The sequence below is a fragment of the Orrella daihaiensis genome (genome assembly GCF_022811525.1).
Taxonomy (GTDB): Bacteria; Pseudomonadota; Gammaproteobacteria; order Burkholderiales; family Burkholderiaceae_B; genus Algicoccus; species Algicoccus daihaiensis.
This window is the reverse complement of sequence record NZ_CP063982.1, coordinates 2115680-2141839: the sequence shown is the minus strand read 5'-3', so window position 1 is coordinate 2141839 and position 26160 is coordinate 2115680. Positions and strand designations below refer to the sequence as shown.

General features: G+C 52.7%; 16 protein-coding genes. 9 read left to right on the top strand and 7 right to left on the bottom strand.

Going from position 1 to position 26160, the window contains the following annotated elements:
- Window positions 1-53: 53 nt before the first annotated feature.
- Together cysM and vapB are read left to right on the top strand one after the other, a co-directional pair.
- Window positions 54-968: a cysteine synthase CysM gene (cysM, locus tag DHf2319_RS09880; RefSeq protein WP_243478049.1), complete on the top strand. Its 915-nt coding sequence runs from the start codon at window positions 54-56 to the stop codon at window positions 966-968.
- A gap of 232 nt (window positions 969-1200) precedes the next feature.
- Entirely contained in the window at window positions 1201-1362 is a 162-nt protein-coding gene (gene vapB / locus DHf2319_RS09875; RefSeq protein ID WP_369810181.1) for a type II toxin-antitoxin system VapB family antitoxin, read from the top strand.
- Window positions 1363-1421: 59 nt separating this feature from the next.
- On the opposite strand, the gene mltB is transcribed toward vapB, so the two are convergent.
- Entirely contained in the window at window positions 1422-2561 is a 1140-nt protein-coding gene (gene mltB, locus DHf2319_RS09870; RefSeq protein WP_369810180.1) for a lytic murein transglycosylase B, read from the bottom strand.
- A gap of 9 nt (window positions 2562-2570) precedes the next feature.
- On the opposite strand from mltB, the gene DHf2319_RS09865 reads away from it, so the two are divergent.
- The 4 genes from DHf2319_RS09865 (at window position 2571) to cysQ (ending at window position 6291) form a co-directional block, all read left to right on the top strand.
- The gene (locus tag DHf2319_RS09865) at window positions 2571-3497 is read left to right on the top strand and encodes a histone deacetylase family protein (protein WP_243478047.1); all 927 of its coding nucleotides are present in this window, start codon (window positions 2571-2573) and stop codon (window positions 3495-3497) included.
- 150 nt (window positions 3498-3647) lie between these two features.
- Entirely contained in the window at window positions 3648-4397 is a 750-nt protein-coding gene (locus DHf2319_RS09860) for an electron transfer flavoprotein subunit beta/FixA family protein (RefSeq protein ID WP_243478046.1), read from the top strand.
- 3 nt (window positions 4398-4400) lie between these two features.
- Window positions 4401-5330: an electron transfer flavoprotein subunit alpha/FixB family protein gene (locus DHf2319_RS09855; RefSeq protein WP_243478045.1), complete on the top strand. Its 930-nt coding sequence runs from the start codon at window positions 4401-4403 to the stop codon at window positions 5328-5330.
- A 67-nt stretch (window positions 5331-5397) separates the two neighbouring features.
- Window positions 5398-6291 (top strand): 3'(2'),5'-bisphosphate nucleotidase CysQ, encoded by an 894-nt coding sequence (gene cysQ, locus DHf2319_RS09850; protein ID WP_243478044.1) that lies wholly within the window; start codon window positions 5398-5400, stop codon window positions 6289-6291.
- 96 nt (window positions 6292-6387) lie between these two features.
- On the opposite strand, the gene DHf2319_RS09845 is transcribed toward cysQ, so the two are convergent.
- From DHf2319_RS09845 to DHf2319_RS09835, 3 genes are all read right to left on the bottom strand, one after another.
- Window positions 6388-7689 carry a TRAP transporter large permease gene (locus DHf2319_RS09845; RefSeq protein ID WP_243478043.1) on the bottom strand — a complete coding sequence of 434 codons (1302 nt, stop codon included), beginning with the start codon at window positions 7687-7689 and terminating at the stop codon, window positions 6388-6390.
- A gap of 2 nt (window positions 7690-7691) precedes the next feature.
- The gene (locus tag DHf2319_RS09840; protein ID WP_243478042.1) at window positions 7692-8204 is read right to left on the bottom strand and encodes a TRAP transporter small permease; all 513 of its coding nucleotides are present in this window, start codon (window positions 8202-8204) and stop codon (window positions 7692-7694) included.
- Window positions 8205-8268: 64 nt separating this feature from the next.
- Window positions 8269-9234, bottom strand: coding sequence for a TRAP transporter substrate-binding protein (locus DHf2319_RS09835; RefSeq protein ID WP_243478041.1), 966 nt, complete (start codon window positions 9232-9234; stop codon window positions 8269-8271).
- Window positions 9235-9764: 530 nt separating this feature from the next.
- Here DHf2319_RS09835 and DHf2319_RS09830 point away from each other — a divergent pair.
- On the top strand, window positions 9765-10379 hold the full coding sequence (locus DHf2319_RS09830; RefSeq protein ID WP_243478040.1) for a flavin reductase family protein: 615 nt from the start codon (window positions 9765-9767) through the stop codon (window positions 10377-10379).
- Window positions 10380-10496: 117 nt separating this feature from the next.
- Here DHf2319_RS09830 and DHf2319_RS09825 read toward each other — a convergent pair whose 3' ends face one another.
- The 3 genes from DHf2319_RS09825 to DHf2319_RS09815 all read right to left on the bottom strand — a co-directional run bounded on the left by DHf2319_RS09825 (window position 10497) and on the right by DHf2319_RS09815 (window position 13327).
- Window positions 10497-11111 (bottom strand): 3'-5' exoribonuclease domain-containing protein, encoded by a 615-nt coding sequence (locus tag DHf2319_RS09825; protein WP_243478039.1) that lies wholly within the window; start codon window positions 11109-11111, stop codon window positions 10497-10499.
- Window positions 11112-11119: 8 nt separating this feature from the next.
- Complete coding sequence (locus DHf2319_RS09820) at window positions 11120-12460, bottom strand: NAD(P)H-dependent oxidoreductase (protein ID WP_243478038.1); 1341 nt, start codon at window positions 12458-12460, stop codon at window positions 11120-11122.
- Between the two features lie 177 nt (window positions 12461-12637).
- Window positions 12638-13327: a response regulator transcription factor gene (locus tag DHf2319_RS09815; protein WP_243478037.1), complete on the bottom strand. Its 690-nt coding sequence runs from the start codon at window positions 13325-13327 to the stop codon at window positions 12638-12640.
- Window positions 13328-13573: 246 nt separating this feature from the next.
- On the opposite strand from DHf2319_RS09815, the gene DHf2319_RS09810 reads away from it, so the two are divergent.
- Together DHf2319_RS09810 and DHf2319_RS09805 are read left to right on the top strand one after the other, a co-directional pair.
- Window positions 13574-14215 (top strand): response regulator transcription factor, encoded by a 642-nt coding sequence (locus DHf2319_RS09810; protein ID WP_243478036.1) that lies wholly within the window; start codon window positions 13574-13576, stop codon window positions 14213-14215.
- A 162-nt stretch (window positions 14216-14377) separates the two neighbouring features.
- A complete protein-coding gene (locus DHf2319_RS09805) occupies window positions 14378-26056 on the top strand; it encodes a DUF5801 repeats-in-toxin domain-containing protein (protein WP_243478035.1) in 11679 nt (3892 codons plus the stop codon).
- Window positions 26057-26160: the final 104 nt, after the last annotated feature.

The window sequence follows — 26160 nt, the reverse complement described above, 5'->3', positions numbered from 1 at the left end:
GAGGTCAACCATTCAATACAATCACATAAAAATCAAACTACAGGATTGTCATCATGAATCAGGATCAGTATTTGACGCTTGAACAGCTTGTCGGCAATACGCCGCTCGTTCGCTTGCAGCGCTTGCCCGGCGAAGTGGGTACGCCAAGAGGTAACGTGATCCTGGGCAAGATGGAGGGAAATAACCCAGCTGGGTCCGTTAAGGATCGTCCGGCACTGTCCATGATCCTCGAAGCAGAAAAGCGCGGTGATATCAAGCCGGGCGATACGCTCATTGAGGCCACTAGCGGCAACACCGGAATCGCCTTGGCCATGGTAGCTGCCATGCGCGGGTACAAGATGATTCTGATCATGCCAGATAACCTCTCACTTGAGCGACGTGCCTCGATGACGGCTTATGGTGCCGAGCTCATTCTCACGCCTGCAGATCAAGGCGGCATGGAGTATGCACGAGACTTGGCTACCAAGATGCAAAGTGAGGGCAAGGGCATTGTGCTTGATCAGTTCGCCAATCCAGACAATCCACTCGCGCACTTTAAGACCACGGGCCCCGAGATATGGTCGCAGACAGCAGGTCGCGTAACGCATTTCGTCAGTGCCATGGGTACGACTGGCACGATCATGGGCACTTCGAAATTTTTGAAATTCATGAATCCAAATGTTCAGATCGTAGGTGCACAACCGGCTGAAGGCTCACAAATCCCGGGGATTCGTAAGTGGCCGCAAGCTTATCTCCCCAAAATCTACGACGCTACCCGGGTCGACCGGTTTGAGTTGATTGAACAATCCGATGCCGAAACGATGGCCAGGCGCCTTGCGGCTGAGGAGGGTATTTGCGCAGGCGTCTCAGCCGCAGGTGCCCTGGTAGCCGCGCTTCGAGTAGCGGCTGAAGTCAGGGACTCAACCATCGTGTTTATTGTCTGCGATCGCGGTGACCGTTATTTGTCCACAGGTATTTTTAATCAGTAGCACTGGCTGCATGTGGCCGAGCTTTCCTAGCGTGAGAAAGACAAATAACAATTGCAAAAAAACCGTTGTGTATGCGCAAGAAAACAGTAGGGGCGGGTTGCTCCGAATTCACGCTTGGGGAGATCGCGGTAAGTCGCGGCACTGGAAACAGTGCGGTGCTCAGATCGATGAACCAGGAAACCCCCACCTCAACCGACATAGGCGGTTAGGTGGCGGGAGTGTCATAGCTTCAGTGTTCAAGACTAACCGTACCCAGGCAATCAGGTTACCGAAGGCCCTGGCATTGCCCGAGAATGTGAAGTCCGTTGACGTAGTTGCAATGGGTAATTCGCGCTTGATCAAGCCCTTGGGTGGCGCTTGGGATAGTTGGTTTGAGCAACCTGCTGCTAGTTAAGATTTCATGTCGAGAAGAGATCCGCCAGAGGTATAGGCTAGACACAAACATCTGTATTTTTACCTTATCAATGCTTGTGCCAAATCAGCGACAGCCGTGGCGTAGAAGTAGCTCCGGTTATACTGAGTGAGCGCAAAAAAATTGGGCGTGGCAGTGCGATATTGAACCGTGTTTTGTGCGGGTAGGGGCAGGTTGATCACCCCGAGCGGGTAGTTAGTCCAAGCGCCCGGTTCAGCGCCCGCTGCGAGCGTGGCGCCAGCGAGTTTAAGTTCGGACCAATCAAGGCGGGGGGTTAGCCCGCCGTCAACGAGCTCGCCAGCATTGGTGGGAAGATCGACCGGCGCAAACACCGGTAGTCCGGCAATCCATCCGTGGACTTTTAAAAAATTGGCTACGGATAGTATGGCGTCATTGACGTTGTGCTCCAAGTCAATATGGGCTTGTTTTGGGTCGCTAGAGATCGCCCAGAGTTTCAAGCTGGTGGGCATGAATTGCGGTATCCCCATGGCCCCGGCAAATGAGCCTAGCTGCCGGTTGGCGTCTACCTTGCCCTGCTCGTGTAACTCAACCAAATCAGCGAGCTGCCCCTGAAACATCGCGATGCGGTCTGGTCGCATAGGGTCAGGGTAGTCAAACGACAGCGTGGTGAGTGCGTCCAGCACCCGGTAGTTGCCCATGTACTGACCATACAAAGTCTCGACGCCAATGATGGCCGCAATGATGTTCCCAGGCACCCCAAAACGTGCTTCGGCGGCTTTGAGTATCTGCTCATGCTCACTCATAAAAGCTTTGCCTGCGTTAATGCGGATAGGCTCAACAAAGTTATTGCGGTAGGTGGCCCAATTTTTTGGGGTGACGGGCTTGCCAGGCTCTGGCGGGGTCATGAGTCGGATCGCCACGGGTAGGCGTTTGGCCGTGGCCAGTAGCGCACGTACATTGTCTAGCGGCAGGTTACGGGCGTTCGCGACAGTTTGTGCGTAAGCCTGCACATCGGACCGGGCAAGATAGCCGGTGTTGGGTACAGGCTTTGCGACTGTGTTGGAGGCGATGGGCGGCTGAGATGGGGCTGAGGGTGCAGCGTGCGCTCCACCAATGGATGCAGAGCCTTTGTCTAATCTCAAGTCGGTAGCAGGGGTGGAACACCCTATCGTGCCCCAGAAGAGGGATAATAATAGGAAATAACTTAGAGCCTTAGGCATATAGACCTCATGGAGACACTGTTCCTCACCCACCCGGTTTGTCGCTTGCACGATATGGGGCAAGCGCATCCTGAATGTCCCGAGCGGCTCGATGCCATCACGGACCAACTACTTACTAGTGGCATTATCAACTACATCCGTACTGATGAGGTGAGCGCACCGGCAACTGATACGGATTTGTTACGGGTTCATGCACAGGCTCACCTGGATCGTTTGTCGGCATGGCTACCTGATAACGGTATTTACGATATCGATGGCGATACCGTGATGAACCCGCATACGCTGGACGCGGCGCGCCATGCCGCTGGTGGCGTCATACAGGCTGTTGATGCAGTGATCTCGGGTTCGGCGTCAAACGCTTTCTGCGCTGTGCGCCCGCCCGGTCACCACGCATCTGTTGCCCGTGCCATGGGGTTTTGTTTTTTTAACAATATCGCCGTGGGAATTGCCCATGCGTTGGCCAATCATGGTTTGTCACGGGTCGCGATTATTGATTTTGATGTGCACCATGGCAATGGTACCGAGGCGATATTTGCGGGTGATGAGCGTGTCTTGATGTGCAGCTATTTCCAGTACCCGTTGTTTCCCGACTGCGGTGTGCATGACCCAGCACCAAACATGTGCAACATCCCAGTCGATGCATACACCCGAGGAGACCGAATTCGAGAGTTGGTCACTGAGCATTGGCTACCGAGGCTGGAGGCTCATAAACCTGAAATGATCTTCATATCGGCCGGGTTCGATGCCCATCGTGAGGATGACATGGCCCAGCTAGGACTTGTGGAAGCCGATTATATCTGGATGACCGAGCAATTGATGGCGGTGGCTGACAAGCATGCGCAAGGGCGCATTGTCAGTGCCTTGGAGGGAGGCTATAACCTCTCGGCGCTGGCGCGTAGCGTGGTTGCTCACGTGCGGACCTTGGCAAAGTTGTAGAATGGGCAGAAATTAGACAGAAAATCCTTGCCGCTCATGGATTAGACGGCATGTTGGGGGAATATAAAACATTGGGGTGCCGTTGCCGGCGCACCACACTCCGGATTTGCTGTCTCGCTGATTTTATTGACCAATACTGGAGAGTGATTGATGAAGGTCCTAGTACCCGTAAAACGCGTGGTGGACTACAACGTCAAGGTCAGGGTTAAGTCGGACCAGACTGGCGTCGATATCGCCAACGTGAAAATGTCCATGAATCCTTTTGATGAGATTGCCGTCGAGGAAGCGACTCGCCTGAAGGAAAAGGGAACTGTCACCGAGATTGTGGCTGTCTCTTGCGGCGTAGCCCAGTGTCAGGAAACCTTGCGTACTGCCATGGCCATTGGTGCTGATCGGGGTGTTTTAGTGCAAACCGACGAAGAGCTGCAGCCTCTAGCTGTTGCCAAGATCCTGAAGGCACTGGCTGACAAAGAACAGCCCGAACTGATTATTCTCGGTAAGCAAGCTATTGATGATGACGCCAATCAGACTGGCCAGATGCTGGCCGCGCTCCTAGGGTGGCCACAAGCAACATTTGCCAGCAAGGTTGAAATTGGCGACGGCAAAGCCACCGTCACCCGAGAGGTCGATGGTGGCTTGGAGACGCTGTCGTTGACGTTGCCAGCGATTGTCACGACGGACCTGCGTTTAAACGAGCCGCGTTACGTCACCTTGCCCAATATTATGAAGGCCAAGAAAAAACAGCTAGATACTGTCTCGCCCGCTGATCTGGGCGTAGATGCTGCGCCACGCCTAAAGACGCTAAAAGTAAGCGAGCCGCCAAGCCGCTCGGCTGGTATCAAGGTCCCAGATGTTTCGGCGCTGGTTGATAAACTTAAAAACGAAGCGAAGGTGGTGTAAATCATGTCCGTACTCGTCATTGCAGAACACGATAACGCGCAACTCAAAGGCGCAACACTGAACGTAATCGCTGCAGCAACCAAGATCGATGCTGATGTCCATGTCTTGGTGGCTGGCCAAGGTGCACAGGCTGCCGCTGATGAGGCTGCTAAGGCAGTTGGCGTCACCAAGGTGCTGTTAGCCGACGGCGACTCACTCGGTAATGCCCTGGCAGAAAACGTCGCCGAGCAAGTATTGGCAGTTGCCGATGGCTATAGCCATATTTTGTTTCCGGCGACTGTGTCGGGCAAGAACGTCGCCCCCCGAGTTGCAGCCAAGCTCGATGTGGCGCAAGTGTCTGAAATCACCGCGGTGGTCTCGCCTGATACGTTTGAGCGACCGATCTATGCCGGCAACGCCATTGCCACGGTGCAGTCCCAAGACGCCAAAAAGGTGCTGACTGTGCGCACGACTGCGTTTGATGCGGTTGCAGCCCAAGGTGGTAGTGCCGCTGTTGAGACTTTGACTGTGGTCGGCGATAGCGGTAAGTCAAGTTTTGTGGGGCGCGAACTGGCCAAGAGTGATCGTCCTGAGTTGGCAGGTGCCAATGTGGTTGTCTCTGGTGGCCGCGGCATAGGCAGTGCGGAGAACTTCAAGATTTTGGAACCTCTGGCAGACAAGTTGGGTGCTGCGCTTGGTGCATCGCGTGCAGCCGTTGACGCTGGCTTTGCACCCAATGACTGGCAGGTAGGTCAGACTGGCAAGATCGTTGCTCCCCAGTTATATGTGGCCGTTGGTATCTCGGGCGCGATCCAGCACTTGGCCGGTATGAAGGACTCCAAGGTGATTGTGGCGATCAATAAGGATGAGGAGGCACCCATCTTTGGTGTCTCGGATTACGGTTTGGTAGCTGATTTGTTTGAAGCAGTGCCCGAGCTTCAAAAAAGTCTGTAAATTCACGGCAACGAAGTAGACAACGGCCAGCCATGCTGGCCGTTGTGCCATCTAAAGGATGCAAACAGTGGTGACAGTTCCTGGTGCATTAACTAGTGAGCAACTGCGAGCTATGCTCAAGTGGCTGTTGCCCCTTGCCCACGAGGCTGGTCAAGCGATTCTGGCTGTTTATAAGGCTTCACAATTGCATCCGAACGGCAGCTCTAGCGTGCTGGTTCACCACAAGAGCGATCATTCACCGTTAACCGAAGCGGATCTGGCAGCCCATCAAATCATTGCTGCTGGCTTAGCTCAACACGCACCAGCTATTTTGTTGATTTCCGAAGAATCCTTCAAGCCCGAACAGCTTCTAGCGGTGCAGCAGTCGGGATCGACATTCTGGCTGGTTGATCCTCTGGACGGTACCAAGGAGTTTTTGTCGGGCACGGGTGAATTTACTGTCAATATTGCCCTAATCGAGAACCGTAAACCGGTGCTTGGTGTGGTTTATCAACCTACGACTGAAGAGCTGTTTTGGGGCGGTGCAGACCTAGGGGCTTGGCGTGCCGTGGGCGGCGAGGGTGCTTATGAGCTCAACAGTGGGTGCGATCACCAATTGATGACGGTCAAATCTAGATCCGAGCCACCGTGGCGCATACTCGCGAGTCGAAGCCACCTTGGGCCACAGACCCGGACACTGATAGAACGCATGGGTCAGACAGAGCTAATGCAGGCTGGCAGCTCGTTAAAGTTCTGTCGGATTGCAGCTGGCTTGGCCGATTTCTATCCCCGCTTGGGGTTTACCAGCCAGTGGGATACCGCTGCTGCTCAAGCAGTGCTTGAAGGGGCAGGTGGTTGTGTGATTGATCTGCAGGGGCAACCCTTGAGTTATGGCCAGCCCGATATCATTAACCCCCATTTTTTAGCGTCTGCATTGCCTTATGAAAAGGTCATGCACTGGTGGGGCGACCGTTTGACATAGCTTTGGTGAGTCAAACAGATTAGCGGTACCCAACGTATGTTGGGTACCGCTAAATGGTCTATCAATTTGTTTTGGGTTACCGGTTAGCTGATGTCCTTACTGCCTGATCGTATCAGGCAACCAGGTGGCGATTTCCGGGAAGATGATCAGCAGAATCGTAGCCACTACCAGTAATAAGAAAAACGGGAATGCCGCAACAGCCACCTGCCATATGTTGCGGCCCGTCATGGATTGCAGGATAAAGAGATTAATACCCACAGGTGGCGTGATTTGTGACATTTCAATCACCACCACAATGAAAATACCAAACCAGATCGGATCGATGCCAGCTTGCTGAGTGATGGGCATGATGACTGCGGCAGTTAATACAACGATTGAGATGCCATCCAGAAAGCAGCCTAAGATGATGAACAATAGCGTCAAGGCCAGTAGTAACTCGAACTTATCGAGTCCGAGTGTGCCAACCCAGGCAGCTAGCTCACGCGGAATACCCGTGAAGCCCATGGCAGTTGACAGGAACGCGGCGCCGGCAAGAATGAATGACACCATGACACTGGTTCGCGTTGCTCCAAGCACACTGTCGATGAAACTTTGTCGGGTGAGTGACCCAGTAAATAGTGCAATCAACAAGGCACCCACAACACCCACAGCCGCGGCTTCGGTTGCTGTGGCAATGCCCATGTAGATAGAGCCAATAACGGCGATCATCAGGGCCACAATCGGAAAAAGCTTGCGTGTCGCCCAGATACGCTGCAGGATTGGTACCCGATCTTCACGCGGCGGTACCTTGGAGGGGTTGATCATGGACCAGATGGCCAGGTAACCCATAAACAAAGCCATTAGCATGACGCCCGGCAAGACGCCTGCAATAAAGAGCCGGGTGATAGACACATCAGCGGCCACACCATACACGATCATGATGATAGACGGCGGAATCAAAAAGCCCAGGGTTGAAGAACCAGCCAAGCTGCCGATCGTGGTTTTTTCGTCATAGCCACGCTTAAGTAGCTCCGGGATGGTGATTCGGCCAATCGTAGCTGTGGTGGCGGCGGAGGATCCCGATACTGCCGCAAAAATCCCGCAACTCACCACGTTAATGTGGATCAATCGGCCTGGAAATCCGGCAAGCCAGGGCGTCAAACCCTCGAACATGTCTTTGGCGAGCCGGGTGCGATAAAGAATCTCACCCATCCAGATAAACAAGGGTAGTGCTGTCAATGCCCAGCTAGAGCTTTGGCCCCAGATCACTGTGGACTGGATAGTGGCAGCCGGTGCGTGTGAGAACATCAACATGCTCAGTAGACCCACCGACATCAAGGTAATAGCCACCCACACACCAGATGCCAGCAGCACCAGCATGATGACCGCCACAATCAAACCAATCATTGAGACGTCCATGGCTAGTCCACCATCTGTTCTTTATTTTTTTCGAAATTCGGCACTTTGTCTCGAATCACATTCACCAGATCTTCGAGAATCGCCAAACAAAAAAGTGTCACCCCGATGCCCATACTTAACTGTGGAATCCAGATGGGGTATTTCACAATGCCAGTGGACATTTCTTTGAACGTGTAGCTCTCCCACACCAGTCCGATGGAGTTGTATGCCCAGATCGCAATCATGATGACTGCATAGGCTAGCACCAGCAGTAGCGTTACACGCTGGGCTTTGGATGATAGACGGCCTGTCAAAAGCGTGACCCGAATGTGTGAGCCGGAACGAAATGAATATGCCAATCCCAAAAAGCTGCTGGCTGCCAGGCTGTAACCAGCAAATTCATCAGCAGACGGGATTTGCGTGTTCATGAGGCGAGCAACAATTTGCGCCACCACCAACACCGCGATTGTGACTAGAAAAACGCCAGCCAGGTAACCGCTCCAGGTAAACAGCCGATCCAAGAACTTACTGAACATGGTTTGTCATTCCAGTAAAAACAAAGCCGGCGGATGGCGCCGGCTTTGTGACGGTTAGGTCAGGTTAGCGCAATGGCGCCAGAATCTTGTCGGCGTCTGCGCCAACAGCTTGAGCCCAGTCAGCGGACATCACGTCACCAATCTGTGCCAATGCCTTGGTGAGTGCTTCATTAGGCTGACGGTATTGCATTTTGCTCTTCAGCGTGTTGGTGGTCTCGGTGAACACCTCTTCGCTCATTTTCCAGCCACGCTCCTCAGCTGATTTACCGGCATCAATCAATGCCTGTTGCGCCTTGGGGCTCAAACGCTTGAATGCTGCCTCATTTACATAAATCATGTTTTTGGGCATCCAGGCCTGAGTATCGTAGTAGTAATTCGAGAAGGTCCAGGCTTCAGTGCGCACGCCAGTAGCAGCAGAGGTCACCATAGCATTCACAATCCCTGCCGTGAAAGCTTGGGGAATTTCAACTGCCTCAACTGTGGTGGGCACGGCTTTCATCAGCGTAGCCATTTTCTCGGTCGTGGAGTTGTAAGTACGGAACTTCACTCCCTCCATGTCGGCAATCGACTGGATTTCCTTGGATGTGTAAAAGCCCTGTCCTGGCCATGGGATCGCGTAGATCAAACGCATACCGTTGTCTTGCAGGTATTTTTCAACAAACGGGCGCTGACCTTGCCAGAGTTTCTTGGCTGACGCATAACCATCGACCAAAAAGGGAATAGCGTCCACTTGGAAAACAGGGCTCTGGTTTGACAGGTTGGCCATCAGGGTCTCGCCGATTTCAACCTGTCCCGTGCGTACCGCGCGAGGAATTTCGGGGTGCTTGAACAAAGACTGGGCTGAGTGAACTTTGATCGTGAGATCACCGCCAGACAGTTTGTTGACATCAGCCACAAACTGTTGGATGTTTTTAGTGTGGAATTCGGCTTCTGGATAGGGTGTAGCCATGTTCCAGTTGGTTTGGGCGGCAGCGCCAAAGGACAGTGTCGCCAATGCTGCTGCAGTCACCAGACTTTTAGTCAATGTCATGTCTGTTCTCCAAGTTAGAGGATCGGTATTGCAAGGCGGTTTAGATAGCTGTTGTTGTTAAATCATGCCCACAACGTCGGACAAGATTAGCAACAATCAACACTTCGTACAACAAATCTGCGCATAAATATATTCCCTATGTAAAAATTCTTAATGTCCTGTGAGCCGCATAGGCACTGGCTTTGTGCGGAGCACATCAAGCGAGTGCGGGTTTGCACCATCTAGGTGTTTACACCGATATCTACTGTTCATATCCGAATGAACTGGCAAGTCATCATTCATCAAACATTCGTTAAAGGGTTATCTTCCATAAGCTTGGTGACATCGGTTTGGCTCGTTGCTTTGCCTGAAACTTTGTCAACCTGCCGGTCGTATCACTTGCTATAGTCACGTCACCATTAAGTTAAAAAGTTTGGGGATAAGCATTCAGTGTCGAGCGTTCGATCTGAATTGCAGGTTTGATCAAGCAAGTCTCATGCCTGCCAAAAAATTTACAGAACTTATAAAAACCAATCAGGAGAGTGATCGAGATGTTCTACGAGCCAAGCCATGGCCACGGTCTGCCCTTTAATCCATTCAAAGCCATCATCGCACCGCGGCCGATCGGGTGGGTGTCGACAATTGATGGCCAGGGTCGGCCGAATTTGGCGCCTTACAGTTTCTTTAACGCTGTCTCGGGCGTGCCCGAGATGATCATGTTCTCTAGCGAAGGCCTGAAAGATAGCGTGCGAAACGCGCGCGAGACCGGTGAATTTGTCTATAACCTTGTGAGTGCATCGCTGATGCAAGCCATGAACGCCACATCAGCGGCGTTGGATCCAGGTGAGAATGAGTTTGAGTTTGCCAAGCTTGGTTCCGCACCTAGCCGAATAGTCAAGCCTCCGCGTGTAGCCGATACCCCAGCTGCATTAGAGTGCAAAGTCACCGCTGTCAACGAACTGGTTGACATGCATGGTGAATTGACGGGGCGGTACATGGTGATTGGGCAGGTCGTTGGCGTGCACATCGCTGATGATTGCCTGGTCAATGGGCGATTCGATATGCTGAAGGCTCAGACCATGGCGCGTTGCGGCTATCAGGACTACGCGCAGGTAACGACCTTGACTCAATTGTTGCGACCAGGTGAAGCGCCATTAAAGGCGTAGATAAATCCCAGCTCAGCCTGTCAGACCGATGCATCGATACATCGGTCTGATGATCTGTTGGCTTGGTCATAGTTGCAGTTACTTACCTGACAATAAAAATGTCGGAGCATCAATCAGTCATAGATTAGTTAGCCGCGAGTTTAGTTGAGCATGCTGTTCACGGTTGGCGGCCAAGAGCGCCACTAGTAATTCACCTTGTTCGATAGCATCATGTATTGCGATGTGATCATGACGGTGCGTCAACTGTAAGCGGTCTCTCAGGCGTTTTTGCAGTTTGGACTTGTGTGAACTGCGGTATGTCAGATTCATGAATGCCATCGCAAAACTACGAATGTCTAGCGCATGGTGGCTAAATGGACTGTGTCCGTGGAATCGAATCAAGTACCAATACACGTGAGTGAAATCAAAACCCACTGGCCAGGCTGCAAACACCGGCTTAACACCATCGCCTGCGGTGCTGAGCACCCACTTGGCAAATTCGGGCATTACTTCAGACGGCTCGCGCTGGTTTTGTTGGCAAGCTTGCCAGGCTGTTGGTTGCGTTGCCCACCAGGACATTGTGCGCGGGTCGGGTGTTGCTTGTGGTAAAGGTTTCAGGTTGGCACTGTAAGTGCCAAGCGCCCGACCCTCAGGATCAAAGGCGGCACAACCTAAAGACAACATGGAGTTTGCCCCGGGGATGGGGCCATCGGCCTCAATGTCAACACTGAAATAGACTTCTGCAGGTTTCAAGCAAGTTCCTAGGGCAAGAGAGTTTTCATCATGTCATTGCGCAAATGGTAGGCAGCCAGCGTTGTGTCAGCTGCAACATCTTGCCAGGTCAAGTGCTGGCCTGCCTTGACTGCGCGTGTGACTTTGAGGTTGTGGGCTAGACCCAGGGGCAGGGCGTCGATGGCTTTCGACTTGGTGGCCTGAAACAGGCTTCCCACTACGGTATAGCCACCTTCACCGTCCAGCACTTCGCCGGGGGCGAGATCTCGCTTGGCTGTAGCCACGACATCAGCATTTAAGCAAATCGGGCTGCCAGTCGCCTCATGCCGTAGCCCAACCGATGCCACCGATATGCCTACTTCCAGTCCAATTAAGTGCCAGCGTTTGTAAAGACAGGCATAGCGACCACTCGGATCGGTTCTGACTTTGTATTCGCTAAAGCAATTGCGGATGTACTCCGTTTCGCCCTCAAACACCACAAATACACCCATGCGAATGTCGTAAGGAATCTCGCGGCCGTCACGTTCAAGTGAAGACACCACTTCGACTTGTCCTTTTTGATGCAAGACGCCACCTTCGGGAATCGGACGGCAGACAAACGGGATATCGTCCACGCTTGCCGGTGGGTAAGTAAGGCCATCGGGCGGTGCCACCAGCCCGGTGGCGTTGCAAATGGCCGTTGATTCAATCGCAGGTTTCGAGCCGTCAAGAAATGAATTGAACATCTTGGGATTTAAGCCCCCGCGCTCAGCTTGTTCTGGCGTCAGTCCCCAATTGTCCCAGACGGTATCAGGTGTTGATTGCGCAAAGTGTGGCAGCCACTTGTGGCCGCGGCCAGCGGATATCACGTTAAAGCCAGCTGCACGCGCCCAGTCCACCAGGTCACACACCAAAGCCGGTTGGTCACCGTAGGCCAAGCTATAGACAACACCAGCATCTCGTGCGTGTTTGCCCAGCATTGGTCCGCACAGCGCGTCAGCTTCCACCGTCACATTGACAACATGTTTGCCGTTATTAAATGCACCCAGACAGTGATTAACAGCGGCAATCGGTGAGCCAGTAGCCTCCACAATGATGTCAATGGCTGGATGTTTAACTAGGGCCAGCCAATCATCACCCACATGCGTGTTGCCATGAGCTAGCGCAGCCTCCATCGAATCGGCACCGCATTGTTCGGCTTGCCAACCCACACGTGCGAGGTTGCGTTTGGCATTGTCTGGTAACAAATCGGCAATACCCACAAGGTGTATGCCGGGTGTCTTGGGTACTTGAGCCAAATACATTGACGCAAACTTACCGGCACCGATCAGACCGATTCGGATTGGTTTGTTCTGCGCGGCTCGGGCTTGGAGTTTGGCATAGAGATTCATCTTGGTTCCCTGAATTTGTGACAGCTAGCACCAGGTCATTTCAGACCGGTGGCAATCAGCGAAAGCCTATCAGAAACCCGATCCGTGTGCTTGAATCGTGAGGCTTTGTATCGAGAGGCTAGTTTATGGATGTACAGTCAATGACGCGGTGACAACGTCTAGCTGCTGATAGGCGCATCAAAACTCGTCAAGCTTGTGTTCAATGGCGTAGCGTGTGAGCTCGGTTGACTTGCGCAATCCGAGCTTAATCATGATGTTGCGACGGTGGACTTCGACTGTGTTTTTTGAGATATGCAGAATACGGGCGACCTCCTTGGCGCTATGTCCTTGCGCAATTAGTGACAACACTTGTTTTTCTCGAGTGCCCAGATTTGAGCCAACCGCCTCCTGTTTAATCTTGCCATTTCCAGCGCTCGTTATTGGTGTGGTTGTGGAAATAACTGTCGTTTCAATGAGTTTGTCTTTATGCGAGTTGGTGTAGTAGTTGTTACCGTGGGTAGCGTACTCGAGAGCGTTAAACAAGGCGTGCTGGTTTGCGGTGGTTGAACACAAAAATGCACTTGCGCCTGCTTGATATAGTAGGCAGACTGTTTCAAAGTCACGGGGCTGAGCGCTCACGATCACTACGGCGATATCGGGCATCGATTGTTTGATATCGGGGATGGTCGGGCCAGAGCCATTGTTGCCAAATTGGTAGCACATGACCAAAACGTCGGCAGCATGTTGCTGCAATGTGTCGATCAGTAGTGTTTCATCACTCTGGTAAGTGGCGATACTGTAATCTGGGTGGGAGTTGATAAGAGCGGCAATCGCCTCGAATCCGAGATGGGAGTGGGCAGCGATCACAACTGAATGGTGGCTTTTCATGGAAACCTCCGTGATTGGGCATGGCTTCCCCCATTTTTATTTTTTAGCCTATCAAAATTAAAATAGTTGCTTAGCGCCGAAGTCGCCCCAACGCTGACTTATTCCGCCACAGCTTAATTCGTAATAATTAATGAAAAATAACTACTATGCAATACAACTTAAAGGGTATTTACGAGATTTTGTAAATTTTCAAGAATAGATCGCTCAGCCAGACTACAAAAAATTGTTTAAAAACAAGGTTTGACGATGAATAAGAAAATTTTAATTGCGTCACATAGACATATGATCTCGGAAGGCGCCTGTTTGCGCTTGCAACAGGAGGCGGATTTGAGCGTCGTTGGCTGGGTCGAAGATCCTCGCCATTTCGAAAAGTTATATGTGACACACGTGCCAAACGTGGTCGTGATCTGCGGTCGCTTCCAGGATACTCACACGCCAAGATACATACGCGACTTTTCTGCGGGTAGCGATGCCGCGAACTTTTTAGTAGTTTCAAACACTGTGGAGCGTCACTTTGTGCTTGAAATCATGGAGTCTGGGGCTAAGGGCTTTATTTCACCAATCCACGCTGGGTTTGATGAGCTGATCCCAGCAGTTCGCAGCGTTGCCAATGGCAACACCTATGTCTGTCAGAAGGTTGCCGAGACCTTGCTAGGCGGATTGTTTAATCGGAATCAGCCGATTGAAAACGAATGTCTGAGTGAAAGAGAAAAACAAGTCGTCAGACTCGTCTCTGATGGCCATTCTTCGAAAGAGATCGCTCGCATTCTCACGATTTCACCAAGCACGGTGGAAGTTCATCGTCGCAATATCATGAGAAAAATCGGTGCGCACAAAACGGCAGACATTACACGTTATGCCATCCGCTCTCAGCTTGTAACTGCCTAACATGATGTGTGACAACCGGCATATGCCACATCTACTACAAAACAAGTTCGCCTGATCAATTTAAGTTCTCCATCGATTCGTTGAAGATGAAATATGCGCGTTTGCTGCTTCATGTCGAGGCAATAACGCATCAACGTCAATTCATCTTGTCAGGAGAACACCATGTCCAAACTCCCAGTTGCAGGTCGTTTGTCACTTGTTAATGAGTTGCAAGACTCGTTTTCGTCTCATACGGTGCTTTATGGCCATGCCGGACATAAACCCATGGGTGACGCGAGTAGCGGCCTAAGCCAAATGGCAGGAGTGGATGTTCGTCGTCCTGACTCGGACGATGATGTATTGGCTGATGTCGCTAGCGCACGAGGCGTTTCACCTGGTGGTCGTACGCTTGAACCAATGGCATTTGATCCAAGTGGTGACCCTGATCCAACTGTTAATACCCAAACTTCCAATCAAGGTCTCGCTACTGAATCCGAATCGTCACAACAGTCAGATCCTGAATCGAGCCTTGAGATTTGGTATACGGGCAATCACACCTCGCTAGATGAGTCAGTCGGGTTGCAAAATGCTGAACTAGGTACTACTGTACGTGATCGCGATGACCATGATGCGCATGTTGATGCCTTGCCAGCTGCATTTGTTGCTCGCCTGATTGAAATGGGGTTGGGTGACCCCGCGCATGCCGCCTTGACAGGATTTAACGGATTTATTGGTGGCAATGCGTTTGAGTTTGAGTCACAGGCAAGCACGGTCGTGATGTCTTTGGTCGATGCACAGGGTCAAACCTTTTTCGGTACTGATAGTGGCTTAAGGACAGTGACCGGTGAGGCTATCTATCTTTACTCGGACACTCATAATCCCGCCATTGTCTACGGCACCACAGCTTTAGGTGATGTGGTGATGGCGGTGTATTTGGAACACACCGACAACAGTGTGCAGGGAGGTGCGCTGTGGAGCATCTTGTATCAGCCACTTGAGCATCCTGACCCCACTGATACCGATGAAGCTGTTGATTTGAGTGGTCTGGTATTTGCCCAGATCAGCACAGCCAATACTCAGGATCTGCACGACATTCCGTCCGGCAATCATTTGTTTTTCATGGTGGGTGATGCGCAATCCGGCTACGTCGTGACTGGCAAAGAGCCAGCCAATCAGTCTGCTGGGCAGCAAATCAACAAAGGTGACACGGTTAATGTCAGTCAGGCCAACGGGGTCTCGTCTCTGGGTGTCAACAATCAAATGATCGATCCGGAAGGGGAGGGTTTGTTCATTACTTTTGTGAACGACCCTAACCCGAGCTATACCGGATCTGAATTGTCACAGACCGAGGCGGACCGCGAAGCAAATATTCAGTTTGGCAGCTTGCGTTCAGTGAACTCAGCTTACTTCATGGTGAGCCAGACGCAACCAGCAGTCAGAGATGCCACAGTTGAAGTCGCCGCCTGGCAGACCAATGCGGGGACAGGCGAGAATTTTATCGATTCAAGTGTGATCAATACACCGGTTCAAATTGAAAGAGTTCGTGTGCTTGATCGTGAACTTAATGTACTCGAAGATAGCAATGGGTCGGTTGACAGTACAAGTATTGCGATTGATATACAGGGCGGCGTCGCAACGGTCACGGGTGTGCAGGCGGGGTACTGGATCGAGTACCAAACAGTAGCTGATCATCAACGAGTGAGCATTACAAATCCGGATGCTGAGCGCGGTGCCAAAGCTGCTGCATTTGATGTAGGGGGTTTTTCGACAGGAACTATCGAGTTGGCTACGATTGAAGTGGGTCAACTCTTGCAATTCGAAGATGATGCGCCTCTCGTGGGTCCCGCCCTGACTGATTACATCAATACCGAGGTGGTTGAAATTGATGGTGAACAGCAGACCGTGATGCGTCAGTCAGGTGGCATGAACGTTGACTATGGCTCTGACGGCAGTGACGGATTTCGCTGGATTGAGACCGGTGCACCAGAGGGGTTTTCTTATATAGCGACTGGAAACCTGCTCGACGTCTATCAAGGCGACACGCTGTTGCTATCGGTTGAGTTTGATCCCGACACGAACCAATACCAAGCGACTCAACATGTATTGGCACAAGGCTCTCCTGGCTCAGCCATAGAGTTACCGCTCTTTTATGAGGTGGTTGATCGCGATGGCGATTCGGCCATTGGAGAACTGGCGTTGGTGCCGGAAATGCAAATTTTGACCGGTGAGCCGCCTACTTTGAATGTCAGCGGCAACCGGGTTGCACTCGATGAGAGCAATGCCCTACAAAACCTAGCCAACTCAACATCGCCTGGTGATCAGGATGACAACGACATCGACACTAGTCAATTACCAATCAATATGGTGGATCGACTACAGGCGATTGGGGCTGGCATGCCTGCTTTTGCTGCGCTAAGTGGCTATGACGGAGTAGCTGGCAAGCCATTGGCTCAATTCACTGGGGATTTATCAACACTGACGGGTTTGTCTTTTTCCGATGCTATGGGCATGCCACTTGATGGTGATGAAAGTGGCTTATTTACCGTGGATGGTGAGCCAATTTACCTCTATACCGATACTGTTGATCCGGGGTTGTTGCTTGGAAAAACGGGCGATGGTGATGTGGTATTAGCAGCTTATATTGAGATTCAGACCGCATCTGCGCCTGGTGTAATGATGTGGACTGCATTGTATGAACCGCTCCAACACCCGGATCCTACGGATGCTGATGAAGCAGTAGACCTCAGTGATCGAGTTTTTATTAAAACGGGTGGACAAACAACGTATGACCTAAGCGATGTGAAGCCCGGTCAGTATTTGTTTTTCATGACCGGCAATGAAAATGCCGCGCTTGTCTACACCGGCAAACAGCCGGCTAATCAATCAGAGGGTCAGGCCGTTAACTCAGGTGATACGGTCAACCCCAGTGCAGCAACCTCCACGACAGTGGGCACTAACAATCAGATGATTGATCCCCCGACGTATGACAAGTTTGGAGAAGTGGTCAAGCCAGCCGAAGGCGTGGTTGTGAGTTTTGTTTCGGGTGCTAATCCGGCCTATACCGGTGTTAACCTAAGTCCCGGTGAAGCAGTCGTTGAGGCCAACATCCAATTTACTGGCACGATTGAAGCGTTTCAGGCGAGTTTTGTAATCAGTCAATTGCAGCCCGTCAAATCAGCCACTGTTGAAGTCTCGGCTTGGCATACCGAAGCGCAGGTCGGCACTCAGTTTGTTGATGGGTTATTGGCTGATGACATGCAAATTAACGTCACCCGCGTAACCGTTTATGACCAAAACGGTGTAGTGCTCGAGGACTCTAACGGCTCGGTTCAAAGTTCTGACATCGAAATCACCATCATCAACGGTGTGGCCAATATTGCAGGTGTCAATCCCGGATACCAGATCGAGTACTACACGGATGAGGCTCATAATCGCGTCCTGGTAGAAAACGCAGGTTCCCGAAATGAAAACCTCAATGCCTCGTTTGACCTCGGTGCGTTTACTCTGGTTCAAACCTCGTCAGCGGTGACTGAAATTGGCTCGGCGATGGTTTTTGAAGATGATGGCGTTACAGGTTCAATCAATGATCCGATTTATCTGGACGATGATGCCATGGCCGGGGGTAACCCCGGAGGTATCGACGACCAGGATCCAGATGTAGTGGCAGTGAGCGGTGTGCTGACTCATGGATATGGCGTTGATCAACCTGGCAGCATTACTTGGTTGACAGACGGAGCGCCGGCTGGCTTTACCTACGAAGCTTCGGGTAGCGATCTGGTGGTCAAGCAGGGTGTCACTACTGTTATGACCTTGAGTCTGGATTCAGCCACGGGTGCTTACTCAGTCACTCAGAATGCCGCCATCATGCATGAAGCTGGCATGGATGAGAATGATGCCACCTTCCGGGTTGGCTATCGGGTCACAGACGCTGATGGTGATTCGACTGATGGATCCATTTCCATCGAAGTCGATGACGACACACCCACGGTCTCCGAGAATGCAATGGTCTATCTGGACGATGACGCCATGGCAGGGGGTAATCCGGGTGGCATCGATGATCAAGATCCCGATCAAGTTGCAGCGACTGGTGTTCTAGGCCATTCCTTCGGTGCAGATCAACCTGGCAGCATTGCCTGGTTGACAGACGGTGCACCGGCGGGCTTTACCTACGAGGCCTCGGGTAGCGATCTGCTGGTCAAGCAGGGTGCCACCACTGTTATGACCTTGAGTCTGGATTCAGCCACGGGTGCTTACTCAGTCACTCAGAATGCCGCCATCATGCATGAAGCTGGCATGGATGAGAACAACCAGCCCTTCACAGTTGGCTATCGAGTCACGGATGCTGATGGAGATTCGACTGATGGATCCATTTCCATCGAAGTCGATGACGACACACCCACCGTCTCCGAGAATGCAATGGTCTATCTGGACGATGACGCCATGGCAGGGGGTAATCCGGGTGGTATCGATGATCAGGATCCAGATCAAGTTGCAGCGACTGGCGTTCTAGGCCATTCCTTCGGTGCAGATCAACCTGGCAGCATTGCCTGGTTGACAGACGGCGCACCGGCGGGCTTTACCTACGAAGCCTCGGGTAGCGATCTGCTGGTCAAGCAAGGTGCCACTACTGTTATGACCCTGAGCTTGGATTCAGCCACGGGTGCTTACTCGGTCACTCAGAATGCCGCCATCATGCATGAAGCTGGCATGGATGAGAATGATGCCACCTTCCGGGTTGGCTATCGGGTCACAGATGCTGATGGAGATTCGACTGATGGATCCATTTCCATCGAAGTCGATGACGACACGCCCACTGTCTCCGAGAATGCAATGGTCTATCTGGACGATGATGCCATGGCTGGGGGTAACCCCGGTGGTATCGATGATCAGGATCCTGATGTGGTGGCTGCCACGGGCACGCTGTCACACTCGTTCGGTGCAGATCAACCTGGCAGCATTGCCTGGTTGACAGACGGTGCACCGGCTGGCTTTAGCTACGAGGCCTCGGGCAGCGATCTGCTGGTCAAGCAGGGCGCGGTGACCGTGCTCACACTCTCTCTGGATGCTGCTACAGGTGCTTATGCTGTCACCCAGAACGCTGCCATCATGCATGAAGCTGGCATGGATGAGAATGATGCCACCTTCCGGGTTGGCTATCGGGTCACAGATGCTGATGGAGATTCGACTGATGGATCCATTTCCATCGAAGTCGATGACGACACGCCCACTGTCTCCGAGAATGCAATGGTCTATCTGGACGATGATGCCATGGCTGGGGGTAACCCCGGTGGTATCGATGATCAGGATCCTGATGTGGTGGCTGCCACGGGCACGCTGTCACACTCGTTCGGTGCAGATCAACCTGGCAGCATTGCCTGGTTGACAGACGGTGCACCGGCTGGCTTTAGCTACGAGGCCTCGGGCAGCGATCTGCTGGTCAAGCAGGGTGCGGTGACCGTGCTCACACTCTCTCTGGATGCTGCTACAGGTGCTTATGCTGTCACCCAGAACGCTGCCATTATCAGCCAACCAGGTTTGGATGAGAACAACCAACCGTTCACGGTTGGGTATCGAGTCACGGATGCTGACGGTGATGCAGTGGATGGGTCGATTTCCATCGAAGTGGATGATGACACGCCCACCGTCTCCGAGAATGCAACGGTCTATCTGGACGATGACGCCATGGCCGGTGGTAATCCAGGTGGTATCGATGATCAGGATCCGGATATTGTCATGGCCACTGGTGTGCTGGGTAGCTCCGTTGGTGCTGACCAGCCCGGCAGCATTGTCTGGTTGACAGACGGTGCACCGGCGGGCTTTACCTACGAAGCTTCGGGTAGCGATCTGCTAGTCAAGCAGGGTGCCACCACTGTTATGACCCTGAACTTGGATTCAGCCACAGGTGCTTACTCAGTGGTTCAGAACGCTGCCATCATGCATGAAGCTGGCATGGATGAGAACAACCAGCCGTTCACAGTTGGGTATCGAGTCACGGATGCTGATGGAGATTCGACTGATGGATCCATTTCCATCGAAGTCGATGACGACACACCCACGGTCTCCGAGAATGCGATGGTCTATCTGGACGATGACGCCATGGCAGGGGGTAATCCGGGTGGCATCGATGATCAAGATCCCGATCAAGTTGCAGCGACTGGTGTTCTAGGCCATTCCTTCGGTGCAGATCAACCTGGCAGCATTGCCTGGTTGACAGACGGCGCACCGGCGGGCTTTACCTACGAAGCCTCGGGTAGCGATCTGCTGGTCAAGCAAGGTGCCACTACTGTTATGACCCTGAGCTTGGATTCAGCCACGGGTGCTTACTCGGTCACTCAGAATGCCGCCATCATGCATGAAGCTGGCATGGATGAGAATGATGCCACCTTCCGGGTTGGCTATCGGGTCACAGATGCTGATGGAGATTCGACTGATGGATCCATTTCCATCGAAGTCGATGACGACACGCCCACTGTCTCCGAGAATGCAATGGTCTATCTGGACGATGACGCCATGGCAGGGGGTAATGCTGGTGGTATTGGTGATCAGGATCCAGATCAAGTTGCAGCGACTGGTGTTTTAGGCCATTCCTTCGGTGCTGACCAGCCCGGCAGCATTGTCTGGTTGACAGACGGTGCACCGGCGGGCTTTACCTACGAAGCCTCGGGTAGCGATCTGCTGGTCAAGCAGGGTGCCACCACTGTTATGACCCTGAACTTGGATTCAGCCACAGGTGCTTACTCAGTGGTTCAGAACGCTGCCATCATGCATGAAGCTGGCATGGATGAGAATGATGCCACCTTCCGGGTTGGCTATCGGGTCACAGATGCTGATGGGGATTCGGTCGACGGATCGATCTCGGTCAATGTTGACGATGACACGCCCACCGTCTCCGAGAATGCAACGGTCTATCTGGACGATGACGCCATGGCCGGTGGTAATCCAGGTGGTATCGATGATCAGGATCCAGATCAAGTTGCAGCGACTGGCGTTCTAGGCCATTCCTTCGGTGCAGATCAACCTGGCAGCATTGCCTGGTTGACAGACGGTGCACCGGCTGGCTTTACCTACGAGGCCTCGGGTAGCGATCTGCTGGTCAAGCAGGGTGTCACTACTGTTATGACCTTGAGTCTGGATTCAGCCACGGGTGCTTACTCAGTCACTCAGAATGCCGCCATCATGCATGAAGCTGGCATGGATGAGAACAACCAGCCGTTCACAGTTGGGTATCGAGTCACAGATGCTGATGGAGATTCGACTGATGGATCCATTTCCATCGAAGCCGATGACGACACCCCCACGGTCTCCGAGAATGCAACGGTCTATCTGGACGATGATGCCATGGCAGGAGGTAACCCCGGTGGCGTTGGCGACCAAGATCCTGATGTGGTGGCTGCCACGGGCACGCTGTCACACTCGTTCGGTGCAGACCAACCTGGCAGCATTGCCTGGTTGACAGACGGAGCACCAGCTGGCTTTAGCTACGAGTCCTCGGGCAGCGATCTGCTGGTCAAGCAGGGTGCCGTGACCGTGCTCACACTCTCTCTGGATGCTGCTACAGGTGCTTATGCTGTCACCCAGAACGCTGCCATTATCAGCCAACCAGGTTTGGATGAGAACAACCAACCGTTCACGGTTGGGTATCGAGTCACGGATGCTGACGGTGATGCAGTGGATGGGTCGATCTCCATCGAAGTGGATGATGACACGCCCACCGTCTCCGAGAATGCAACGGTCTATCTGGACGATGACGCCATGGCCGGTGGTAATCCAGGTGGTATCGATGATCAGGATCCAGATCAAGTTGCAGCGACTGGCGTTCTAGGCCATTCCTTCGGTGCAGATCAACCTGGCAGCATTGCCTGGTTGACAGACGGCGCACCGGCGGGCTTTACCTACGAGGCCTCGGGTAGCGATTTGCTGGTCAAGCAGGGTGTCACCACTGTTATGACCCTGAGCTTGGATTCAGCCACGGGTGCTTACTCAGTCACTCAGAATGCCGCCATCATGCATGAAGCTGGCATGGATGAGAATGATGCCACCTTCCGGGTTGGCTATCGGGTCACAGATGCTGATGGGGATTCGGTCGACGGATCGATCTCGGTCAATGTTGACGATGACACCCCCACCGTCTCCGAGAATGCGATGGTCTATCTGGACGATGACGCCATGGCCGGGGGTAATGCTGGTGGTATTGGTGATCAGGATCCAGATCAAGTTGCAGCGACTGGTGTTTTAGGCCATTCCTTCGGTGCTGACCAGCCCGGCAGCATTGCTTGGTTGACAGACGGTGCACCGGCTGGCTTTAGCTACGAGGCCTCGGGCAGCGATCTGCTGGTCAAGCAGGGCGCGGTGACCGTGCTCACACTCTCTCTGGATGCCGCTACAGGTGCTTATGCTGTCACCCAGAACGCTGTCATCATGCATGAAGCTGGCATGGATGAGAATGATGCCACCTTCCGGGTTGGCTATCGGGTCACAGATGCTGATGGTGATGCAGTGGATGGGTCGATTTCCATCGAAGTGGATGATGACACCCCCTCCGTCTCTGAGAATGCAACGGTCTATCTGGACGATGACGCCATGGCAGGGGGTAATGCTGGTGGTATTGGTGATCAGGATCCAGATCAAGTTGCAGCGACTGGCGTTCTAGGCCATTCCTTCGGTGCAGATCAACCTGGCAGCATTGCCTGGTTGACAGACGGAGCACCGGCTGGCTTTACCTACGAGGCCTCGGGTAGCGATCTGCTGGTCAAGCAGGGTGCCACCACTGTTATGACCCTGAGCTTGGATTCAGCCACAGGTGCTTACTCAGTGGTTCAGAACGCTACCATCATGCATGAAGCTGGCATGGATGAGAACAACCAGCCCTTCACAGTTGGCTATCGAGTCACGGATGCTGATGGAGATTCGACTGATGGATCCATTTCCATCGAAGTCGATGACGACACACCCACGGTCTCCGAGAATGCAACGGTCTATCTGGACGATGATGCCATGGCCGGTGGTAATCCGGGTGGCATCGATGATCAAGATCCCGATCAAGTTGCAGCGACTGGCGTTCTAGGCCATTCCTTCGGTGCAGACCAACCTGGCAGCATTGTCTGGTTGACAGACGGTGCACCGGCGGGCTTTACCTACGAAGCCTCGGGTAGCGATCTGCTGGTCAAGCAGGGTGCCGTGACCGTGCTCACACTCTCTCTGGATGCTGCTACAGGTGCTTATGCTGTCACCCAGAACGCTGCCATTATCAGCCAACCAGGTTTGGATGAGAACAACCAACCGTTCACGGTTGGGTATCGAGTCACGGATGCTGACGGTGATGCAGTGGATGGGTCGATCTCCATCGAAGTGGATGATGACACGCCCACCGTCTCCGAGAATGCAACGGTCTATCTGGACGATGACGCCATGGCCGGTGGTAATCCAGGTGGTATCGATGATCAGGATCCGGATATTGTCATGGCCACTGGTGTGCTGGGTAGCTCCGTTGGTGCAGATCAGCCCGGTAGCATTGCCTGGTTGACAGACGGTGCACCGGCTGGCTTTACCTACGAGGCCTCGGGCAGCGATCTGCTGGTCAAGCAGGGCGCGGTGACCGTGCTCACACTCTCTCTGGATGCCGCTACAGGTGCTTATGCTGTCACCCAGAACGCTGTCATCATGCATGAAGCTGGCATGGATGAGAATGATGCCACCTTCCGAGTTGGCTATCGGGTAACAGATGCTGATGGGGATTCAGTCGACGGATCGATCTCGATCACTGTTGACGACGACACACCCACGGTCTCCGAGAATGCAACGGTCTATCTGGACGATGACGCCATGGCAGGGGGTAATGCTGGTGGTATTGGTGATCAGGATCCAGATCAAGTTGCAGCGACTGGTGTTCTAGGCCATTCCTTCGGTGCTGACCAGCCCGGCAGCATTGTCTGGTTGACAGACGGAGCACCAGCTGGCTTTACCTATGAAGCCTCGGGTAGCGATCTGCTGGTCAAGCAGGGTGCCGTGACCGTGCTCACACTCTCTCTGGATGCTGCTACAGGTGCTTATGCTGTCACCCAGAACGCTGCCATTATCAGCCAACCAGGTTTGGATGAGAACAACCAACCGTTCACGGTTGGGTATCGAGTCACGGATGCTGACGGTGATGCAGTGGATGGGTCGATCTCCATCGAAGTGGATGATGACACGCCCACCGTCTCCGAGAATGCAACGGTCTATCTGGACGATGACGCCATGGCCGGTGGTAATCCAGGTGGTATCGATGATCAGGATCCGGATATTGTCATGGCCACTGGTGTGCTGGGTAGCTCCGTTGGTGCAGATCAGCCCGGTAGCATTGCCTGGTTGACAGACGGTGCACCGGCTGGCTTTACCTACGAGGCCTCGGGCAGCGATCTGCTGGTCAAGCAGGGTGCCACTACTGTTATGACCTTGAGTCTGGATTCAGCCACGGGTGCTTACTCGGTGGTTCAGAATGCACCGGTGCAACACGACACCGCATTTGATGAAAACGAAGTCGTATTTGATGTGGCCTACCGGGTAAGCGACGTCGATGGCGATTCAGTTGATGGGCTGCTGTCGATTGTGGTCGATGATGATACGCCTGTTGTCAACGAAGTAACGGGTGTGACGTATCTGAATTCCGAAAACCCCAATCCTGGCGCGTCTGGTGTGTTTGACTACTCAGTGGGTGCTGATAGTCGGACTGAGTATTCAGCGACGGATACCGACCTGCTAATGTTCCGTTTGACTGGTACTGTTGGTGTCAATTCAATTACCAACAGTTCGATTACTTGGGTGTCTGAGACCGATGAGGCTGCGCTATTCAGGGTAGGTTTTGATTATCAGCCTAGTGAGTCTTCGGTCGAGATCAGTACGGCTAGTGGCTACATTGAGTTTGATAAGGTTGATGGCTCTTATCAGTTCTGGCTTGATGAGCCGTTGCAAGGGTTTAGTATCTCCACCACGTCAAGTGCACTTGGGTTTACCGGTTATGAAGTCAACTCAGAGACCACTGACAAGACCCAGCCAGCCGTCGTCGTGGCGCAGTTGACTAATTCGCTTTATGCGCAGTTCTCAGGCTACAGCGAACCAGGCGGCGGCACGGGTGTAAATAATCTACAGGCTTTGGGTGTTGATACCGATCCTGGTACGTTTGTGAATGGTGAGCAGTTCGTTCAGGCAGCTAGTTATGTCAGCGTCTCAAACGTTGCTAACGGCGTCGCAGGCGACACCCTCCAGAAAGGTGAGGTGCTTAACTTTACGCTCCATAACAGTAATCCCTATGGGTATTTGGATCAGCCAGCAACCGAATACGCTGATAGTATGTTCCTGAAGTTCGATGGTATTGGTAGCACCGAGGATCTGGTGGTGGTTCTTTCATTGATCAATCCTGACACCATGGATACAACTACCAGAGCCTTGATAGTCGACAGCAGTGACATTCTTAAATTCGGCAACCCAATTACGCCGGAGTACCGGATTGTGCTGGATAACAACGATGGTGCCATCATCATTGAAAACAATGACTTCAATAGTCCAGGTGAGTCCTATCTAATTACTGGTGCTCAGGTGTTGGTGTCAGTTGAGGGTGTTGCCGGTGAAGGTATTGAGTTCAACTCTTCCATTGGTGAGGAGGGCGCGAGTACAGCTATTCGGCCCTTCGGAGTCACTGAAACTGATAGCGATGTGGTCAAGATTTCTGACATCGGAGTCATGACACAAAGCTCGGCCACGCTCAGTGCGGAACTACAGATTGATTTGGCCGTTGTGGATACAGATTTTGATGCGAGTGTCACGCAAGCCATTGATATCTCCATCTTAGGATCTGCCATGGCACCGCTAGATACAACTGTCTGAAGCGTGAGTTGGATTCCGGGTATCTGCAGTTAGGTGAAAGAATGGGTAGACCTTCGGTCTACCCATTTTTCTATTGCCTACCGGTTTGGACCTAATGCCGCTAA